This is a genomic window from Paracoccus sphaerophysae (assembly GCF_000763805.1).
Classification (GTDB): domain Bacteria; phylum Pseudomonadota; class Alphaproteobacteria; order Rhodobacterales; family Rhodobacteraceae; genus Paracoccus; species Paracoccus sphaerophysae.
The window spans coordinates 1-7,264 of sequence record NZ_JRKS01000101.1 but is presented as its reverse complement, the minus strand read 5'-3'; the positions used below and the strand labels follow the sequence as shown (position 1 = coordinate 7,264).

5 protein-coding genes and 2 pseudogenes are annotated in these 7,264 nt (G+C 70.5%); all 7 read right to left on the bottom strand.

Annotation, left to right across the window (positions count from 1 at the left end; all coding sequences use genetic code 11):
- Positions 1 to 333 precede the first annotated feature (333 nt).
- Positions 334 to 1,113, bottom strand: coding sequence for an SDR family oxidoreductase (locus tag IC63_RS16060; RefSeq protein ID WP_036722373.1), 780 nt, complete (start codon positions 1,111 to 1,113; stop codon positions 334 to 336).
- A gap of 107 nt (positions 1,114 to 1,220) precedes the next feature.
- Complete coding sequence (locus tag IC63_RS16055; protein ID WP_036722372.1) at positions 1,221 to 2,036, bottom strand: S49 family peptidase; 816 nt, start codon at positions 2,034 to 2,036, stop codon at positions 1,221 to 1,223.
- Positions 2,037 to 2,152: 116 nt separating this feature from the next.
- Positions 2,153 to 2,881, bottom strand: a pseudogene (locus IC63_RS18990) (cytochrome c1); the annotation flags it as partial.
- A gap of 804 nt (positions 2,882 to 3,685) precedes the next feature.
- Complete coding sequence (gene petB, locus IC63_RS16045) at positions 3,686 to 5,044, bottom strand: cytochrome b (RefSeq protein ID WP_036722367.1); 1,359 nt, start codon at positions 5,042 to 5,044, stop codon at positions 3,686 to 3,688.
- 14 nt (positions 5,045 to 5,058) lie between these two features.
- Entirely contained in the window at positions 5,059 to 5,634 is a 576-nt protein-coding gene (petA, locus tag IC63_RS16040) for a ubiquinol-cytochrome c reductase iron-sulfur subunit (RefSeq protein ID WP_036722365.1), read from the bottom strand.
- Between the two features lie 183 nt (positions 5,635 to 5,817).
- Positions 5,818 to 6,735, bottom strand: a complete 918-nt coding sequence (locus IC63_RS17115) for a glycosyltransferase family 2 protein (protein ID WP_052042326.1) — start codon at positions 6,733 to 6,735, stop codon at positions 5,818 to 5,820.
- Positions 6,736 to 6,807: 72 nt separating this feature from the next.
- Positions 6,808 to 7,264 (bottom strand): annotated as a pseudogene (locus IC63_RS18585) (hypothetical protein); the annotation flags it as partial.

Here is a 7,264-nt window from a genome sequence, read left to right as displayed (position 1 = left end):
GTGCAGGAGGTGGGGGCGGGGTGTCGGGCATGTCAGGCTGATCCACGATTCTGCGATCACCCGGCAGCACGGGGCGGATTGCAAGTGCTTTTCCGTCCACGGATTCTGTGGATAACCCTGTGGACCCGCTGCGGGTTGTTGCGCGGGACCCCAAGGACATCGGGCCCGATCCTTAATTGCACAAATATCAGGCAGTATCGCAAGGCATTGATTTCCCGTACGATTTTACATGGATGCAACAAGCTACTGATTCCGAATAAAGATTTGTGAACAGCCTGTGACAGCCAGCCGGTCAGTGGACAAAACGACGCATCCGCGCCGGCCGCGCTGCCCTCAGTCGCCGAGGATATCCGGTGTCCGCCAGGCCAGGTGCTGGCCGCCGTCCACGCAGATGAGCTGTCCCGTGATCGCCCGGGCATCCAGCAAATACAGCAGCGCCGCCACGATATCGTCCGCGTCGGCGCCGCGTTCAAGGATGGTGGCGGCGCGCTGGCGGGCAAAATGTTCGGCGCTTTGCCGGGCGCCCTGCATGGTCGGGCCCGGACCGATGGCGTTGACGCGGATCCGCGGCGCCAGCGCCTGCGCCGAGGTGCGGGTCAGCGCCCACAGCCCCGCCTTGGCCAGCGAATAGGTCATGAAACCCGGCGTCGGCTTCAGCACCCGCTGGTCGATCATGTTGACGATCAGGCCGTGCGCCTCGGGTTCGCCCAGCGTCGCGGCGGCGGGAGGCAACTGGCGGGCAAAGCCCTGGGTCAGCAGGAACGGCGCGCGCAGGTTCGACCCGAGATGCCGGTCCCAGCTTTCGCGCGTCGCAGTTTCCAGCGTGTCGAATTCGAAGATCGAGGCGTTGTTGACCAGCACCCCGACCGGCCCGAGGCGGTCCGCGACCGCCGGGATCAGCGCCGCGGTCGCCGCCTCGTCCAGCAGGTCGGCGGCGAAGGTCTCGGCCCGGACGCCCAGGCCGCGGGCCTCGGCAGCGGTCGCCTCGGCCTCGTCGGCCGAGCGGTCATAGTGGATCGCCACGTCGAAGCCGCGCCCGGCCAGGGCCAGCGCCATCGCGCGGCCCAGCCGGCGGGCGCCGCCGGTGACCAGGGCTGCGCCCTCAACGGCCACGGCGCAGCCCCAGCAGGCGCGCCATCGCGCGGCGAAAGCCCGGGCCGAAGGCCAGCGCCAACGCCACCATGATCAGCAGGAACAGGACAACCGTCTTGAGCATCCGCTCAGCCCCCTGGCGCCAGACGCGAGAACGCCGCCCGCTGCGCCGCCGCGTCGAGGAAATCATCGGCCGAGATGCCGAAGCGGCGCAGGAACGGCACCCGCTGGCTATAGGTGCGGAACTCGGCCTTGTCCCCGAACAGGCCGCGCATGGTCGGTTCCAGGTGGCCGATGCCGTCGGCCAGCCCCAGCTCGACGGCCTGGCGGCCGACCCACACCTCGCCGGTGAACAGGTCGCGGCCCTCGGGCAGGCGGTCGCCGCGGCGGGCGCGGACCTGGGCCTTGAAGGACTCGTGGATCGGTTCCAGCAGGCGATGCAGGCGAGCCACGTCCTCGGGCGATTCGGGGCGGAACGGGTCCAGCCACGATTTCGAGGTTCCGGCGGTGTGGACCCGCCGCTCGATCCCGTGACGCTGGATCAGCTCGGCGAAGCCGAAGCTGGCCGAGATCACCCCGATCGACCCCAGCACCGACGATTCGTCGGCCCAGATCGTGTCCCCCGCCGTGGCCAGCCAATAGCCGCCCGAGGCGGCGACGTCCTCGACGAAGACATGGACCGGCACGTGGGTTTCCTGCGCCAGCCGCCGGATGCGCGCCGCGATCAGCGACGACTGCACCGGAGAGCCGCCGGGAGAGTTCAGCGCGATGGCCACCGCGGCGGGCTTGCCGCGGCGGAACGCGCGGTCCAGCAGCGGCGCCAGTCCCGCGTCGGACAGGCCGGCCGCGCCGTGGCGGGCGGGGATGCCGATTGCGCCCTGCAGGCGCACGACCGAGATCGTCGGGCGCGGAGAGATCAGGCGGGGGACGAAGGGAATACGCATGACTGGCAGATAGGCGCCCGGGGCCAAAGCGGCAAGCCGCCAGTGGCGCAGGCCCCCGCCCCAAAAGGAAACCGCGCCCCGAGGGACGCGGTTTCGGTATCGCGGCAAGGGCGGTGTCAGCGGCCGTCGCCGATCACGTCCTCGCGGTGCTTGAGCGGCCACCAGATGCGCTTGTTGGTCAGATACAGCAGCGCCGACAGCACGATCAGGAATAGCACCGACACCAGGCCGGCCTTCTTGCGGGCCATCATCTTGGGCTCGGCGGTCCACATCAGGAACGCCGCGACGTCCTTGGAGGCGCTGTGCAGGTCGGCGGGCGAGCCGTCCTCGAACGTCACCTGGTCGTCCGACAGCGGCGGCGGCATCGAGATCCAGCCGCCGGGAAAGGCGGTGTTCTCGTAGAAGGTGGTGCCGGCCTGCTCTTTCGTCTCGCCGGTATAGCCGGTGAGGATCGAATAGATGTATTCCGGCCCGCCGATGCCGTTGAACAGCTGGCTGATTCCGGTGCCGTAGGGCCCGTGGAAGCCGGCGCGCGCCTTGGCCATCAGCGACAGGTCCGGCCCCATGCCGTCGCCGGTCACGGTCGGGAACATGTCGGTGGGTTCGCGCGGACGCTCTTCGCCGGTTTCAGGATCGACGATCGTCAGCGCACCGGCATAGGCGCGCATCTGATCCTCGGGCAGGCCGGGGCCGCCGTCGTCGTGCAGCGTGCGGATCGGCACGAACTTCATGCCGTGGCAGCCGGCGCAGACCTCGGTATAGACCTGCAGGCCGCGCTGCAGCTGGAACTGGTCGTACTTGCCGAACGGGCCTTCGAAGCTGAAGGCGACGTCGCGGATTTCCTGATGGGTCGCATGCGCCTCGGCCGCGCCCTCCTCACCGGGGGCATGCGCCGCGTCCGCGTCCGGTTCGGTGCCGGCGCCGGCATCTGCGGTGGCGGGGTCGGCAGCCGGCGCGGTTTCGTCCGACACGGCGGCCGGCGGTTCCCCGGCCGGGGCGGCATCGGCGGGCACAACGGTGGCATCAGGCGCGGTCGCGCCGTCGGCCGGCTGCATCGGCGCCTCGCCTTCCGGTGCTTCGGCGGGGGCTTCCACCGCGGTCGGCGCCGGCTCGGTCGCGGCGGGGGCGGCATCGGTTGCGGCCGGGTCGGGCTGGCCCGTCGCCGGGACCGGCGCCTGGACCTGCGCCTCGGTGGCGCTGCTGGGCAGGCCCTGCTGGGGCGCGGCCGGCGGTTCGCCGGCGCTGTCGGTCGGCGTCGGCGCGGTGACGTCCATGCCCTGCGCCGCGGTGCCGGTTTCGGCATCGGCGGCAGACTCGGCCATCGGCGCGGCCGGGGCCGGGGTTTCCGGCGTGGCCGTGGTGGTCGTCGCATCGGCGGCTGGGGCCGTCGTCGCGGTGGCCGCCGCATCGGCCGCCGGAGTCGCCGCCGGTTCGACGGTCGCCGCCGGCGCGCCGCCGGTGGTTTCCACCCGCTGCTGGCCGTCGATGACGGTGACCGTGGTGCCGGCGCCGGTGGGCGCCGGCGCCGCGGTGCCCGGCTCGGACATCGGGACAGTGATCGTGGTCGTCTGGGCGTTCGCCGCCATCCCGAGGGACAGGGCCGCGACCGCCGTGAGCGTAACGTTTCTCAGGGACATTCGCGCCTCTCCTTACTCGGCGGGATGGGTGACGGGACGGACCAGGGTCCGGCCGTTGCCGTGGCCGACGCCGTAATGGGCGTCGAAGTCTTCCTCGATGGTCGAGGGCATCGGGTCGGGCCGTTCGATCACGCCAAGCAGCGGCAGGATCACCAGAAAATAGGCGAACCAGTAGGCCGCGCCGGCCAGCGCGATATAGGGATAGATCCCCTCGGCCGGCTGCGCCCCAACCCAGGTCAGGACGACGAAGTCGATGGCAAGCAGCCAGAACCACCACTTGAACTGCGGGCGGTAGCGGCCCGAGCGCACGCGCGAGGTGTCAAGCCACGGCACCAGCGCCAGCACGATGATGGCGCCGAACATCGCCAGCACGCCGAAGAACTTGGCGTCGATGATCCCGAAGGACAGGAAGTTGACCGCTTGCACGACCCAGACATCGGCGGTGAAGGCCCGCAGGATCGCGTAGAACGGCAGGAAGTACCACTCCGGCACGATATGCGCGGGGGTCGCCAGCGGGTTCGCCTCGACATAGTTGTCGGGGTGGCCGAGGTAGTTCGGCATGAAGCCCACGACGGCGAAGAACACCACCAGGATCACGGCCAGGGCCAGCAGGTCCTTGATGACGAAATAGGGCCAGAACGGGACGGTGTCGCGATCAGCTTCCTCGCGCGAGGTGCGGCGCACCTCGACCCCGGTGGGGTTGTTGTTGCCGGTGGTGTGGAAGGCCCAGAAGTGGACGACGACCAGCGCCGCGATCACGAAAGGCAGCAGGTAGTGCAGCGAGAAGAAGCGGTTCAGCGTGGCGTTGTCCACCGCCGGGCCGCCCAGCAGCCATTCCTGGATCGCCGGACCGACGCCCGGGATCGCGCCGAACAGGCCGGTGATGACCGTGGCGCCCCAGAACGACATCTGCCCCCAAGGCAGCACATAGCCCATGAACGCGGTGGCCATCATGGCGAGATAGATCAGCATCCCCACGATCCACGTCACCTCGCGCGGCGCCTTGTAGCTGCCGTAATAGAGGTTGCGAAAGATGTGGATATAGACGGCGAGGAAGAACAGCGAGGCGCCGTTGGCGTGCAGATAGCGCAGGAAATGCCCGCCATTCACGTCGCGCATGATGTGTTCGACCGACCGGAAGGCCAGCGAGACATGCGGGGTGTAATGCATTGCCAGCACGATGCCGGTGACGATCTGCAGCACCAGGCAGAAGGTCAGCACGATGCCCCAGATCCACCACCAGTTGAGGTTCTTGGGGGTGGGCAGGGTGACGAAATCGACGATCAGGCCGACGATCGGCAGGCGGCGGTGCAGCCAGCGCTCGGCCCCGGTCTTGGGCTCGTAGTGGTCAGAGGGGATACCAGCAGACATCTTCGCGTTTCTCCTCAGCCCAGCTTGACGGTGGCGTCGTCGAGGAACGCCGCGACGGGGATATGCATGTTTTCGGGCGCGGGACCGCGGCGGATGCGCCCGGCGGCGTCGTAATGCGAGCCGTGGCAGGGGCAGAACCAGCCGCCGAAGTCGCCCGCGCCGTCACCGATCGGCACGCAGCCCAGATGGGTGCAGACGCCGATCATGACCAGCCACTTCTCGGCCTCGTCCAGCGTGCGGTTGGCGTCGGTGGCGGGCTCGGTGCCGTCCAGGTTGGCGTTGCGCGCCAGCGGGTCGATCAGCGCGGCGCCGTCATCGGCCTTGGCGCGTTCGATTTCCTCGGCGGTGCGGTGGCGGATGAACACCGGCTTGCCCAGCCACTTGACGGTCAGCTGCGTGCCCTCTTCGACCCCGCTGACATCGACCTGGATCGAGGCCAGGGCCTGCACGTCGGCCGAAGGGTTCATCTGGTTGATGAGGGTCCAGGCCGCCGCGCCCGCCCCGACTGCGGCGGTGCCGGCAGTCGCGTAATAGAGGAAGTCCCTCCGGGTGGCGCCGTGGTCTCCTGCGGGATGGTCTGCGTGGGACACGGGTGTTCTCCAATTCCGGGCCCGGCGCGGGGTCAGGCCGATACGACAGCGGGGCCGTCCGGGGGACAGCTTGCAAAGGCGCTTCTAGCGATCAAGATTGTGTCAGTCCAGCGGCCTGCGGGGATTAACGTGCCGCATTTGGCCGCAGGTGTGGGATTTCGGACGCGGGCCCGAAGGCCGCGCTTACAGGCGCCCAAGCCACTCGTCGGGCAGCCGCCGCGGCTCGTCGCGCGACTGCAGCCACGGCAACGTGCGGTTGAAGCGTTCGTAATAGCGCTGCATCCGCGCCGCAAAGGCCTGGCGGTCGGCCAGGGTCAGGTCGGGGTGGTCGGACCGGTCCAGCCGCCCCTGCACCCGCGCCATCTGCCGCAGCCGGTTGTCCCAGTTGCCGATGCGGTGGTCGCTGCCGGCGCCGTTGTAGCTGTCGAGCTGCCGGATCCGCGACCGGCCGGTCCGGGTGCCGAAGCCCTGGTCGGCAAAGCGCATGTGGATCAGCGCGATCATCGGGTCGATCTGCCACGGCTCGCCGATCAGCGCGTGCTGGTTGCCGCCGGCGCGCGGCGCGGCGCGGAAGATGCAGGGCTTGGAATATTCGCCGTGCAGATAGCCATAGCGGCGCTGGTCGAGGATCGGGCGGGTGAAGTCCAGCGGCGCGGGTTCCGACACCGGGCGCTGAGTCAGGTCGAACCCGGCCGGCGACAGCGCCACGCCCCGGAAGGCGACCGAATCGAGATGGTCGGCCAGCGGCGTAGCCAGTTCGGGGGCGGGCACCAGCATCTCGTCGCAGTCCAGCACCACGACGTGGCGGTAATAGCCCAGCAGGCCGCCGACCAGCCCGTGCAGCAGTGCGACCCGGCGCGGCTCGAACCCCGCGCCGGTCGAATCGTGCGGCACCACCAGCCGCGAACAGCCCCGGGCCAGCCGGTCGTGGCGCGGATCGGCGCCATGCGAGATAACGACGAGATGGTCGCGCGATCCGGCAAGCGCCTCGTGATGGCGGACCCACAGGTCCAGCATCGGGTAATCGCCGCGCACCATGGTGACGAAGACCAGCGGCTGCCGGCTGTCGTCGACGGGTGGCAGAGAGGCGGCCTCGGTCATGCGGCGACCGCGCCGAGGCGCGCAACGACATTCACGCGGCCGACGGGCGGGTCGGATTGCAGCGCCATTGCCCTATCCCCGGGGGTCGGCTTCGCGCGGAACGGCACCGCCGGGCAGCGCGGGCGGCGCGGCGGCGGGCGGCGGGAGCGCAGCATCGGCCGGCGCGGCGTCGCCGCCAGCGCCGATAGGCGAGTCGGCGGCGGGATCCGAGGACCCGGCATCCCCGCCGGGCGCCGGCGGCGCCGCGGCGGGATCGGCGGCTGGGTCGGCGGCATCGGCGGATGGCGCGGCGTCGGGGGGCGCTGCGTCCCCGGCGGGGGAAGCCTCGGTGCTTTCGGTGGCGGTGGCGCCGGGGGGCGCATCACCAGCGGGCGCGACGTCAGCGGGCGGGGCGGCGGTGGGCGCATCGCCTTCCGGCGCATCGTTGGCCTGTGCGGCGTCGGGGCCTTCGGCGGCAGGCGACGCCTCGCCCTCCGGCCCGTCGGGATCGGCGGCCGGGGCCGGCGTCGCCGCCCCCTCGCCCCCGGAC

Bases quoted from the DNA above. Each gene is read 5' to 3' on its own strand.
- IC63_RS16055 (WP_036722372.1), bottom strand. From the start codon at position 2,036: ATGCGTATTCCCTTCGTCCCCCGCCTGATCTCTCCGCGCCCGACGATC.
- petB (WP_036722367.1), bottom strand. From the start codon at position 5,044: ATGTCTGCTGGTATCCCCTCTGACCACTACGAGCCCAAGACCGGGGCC.
- IC63_RS17115 (WP_052042326.1), bottom strand. From the start codon at position 6,735: ATGACCGAGGCCGCCTCTCTGCCACCCGTCGACGACAGCCGGCAGCCG.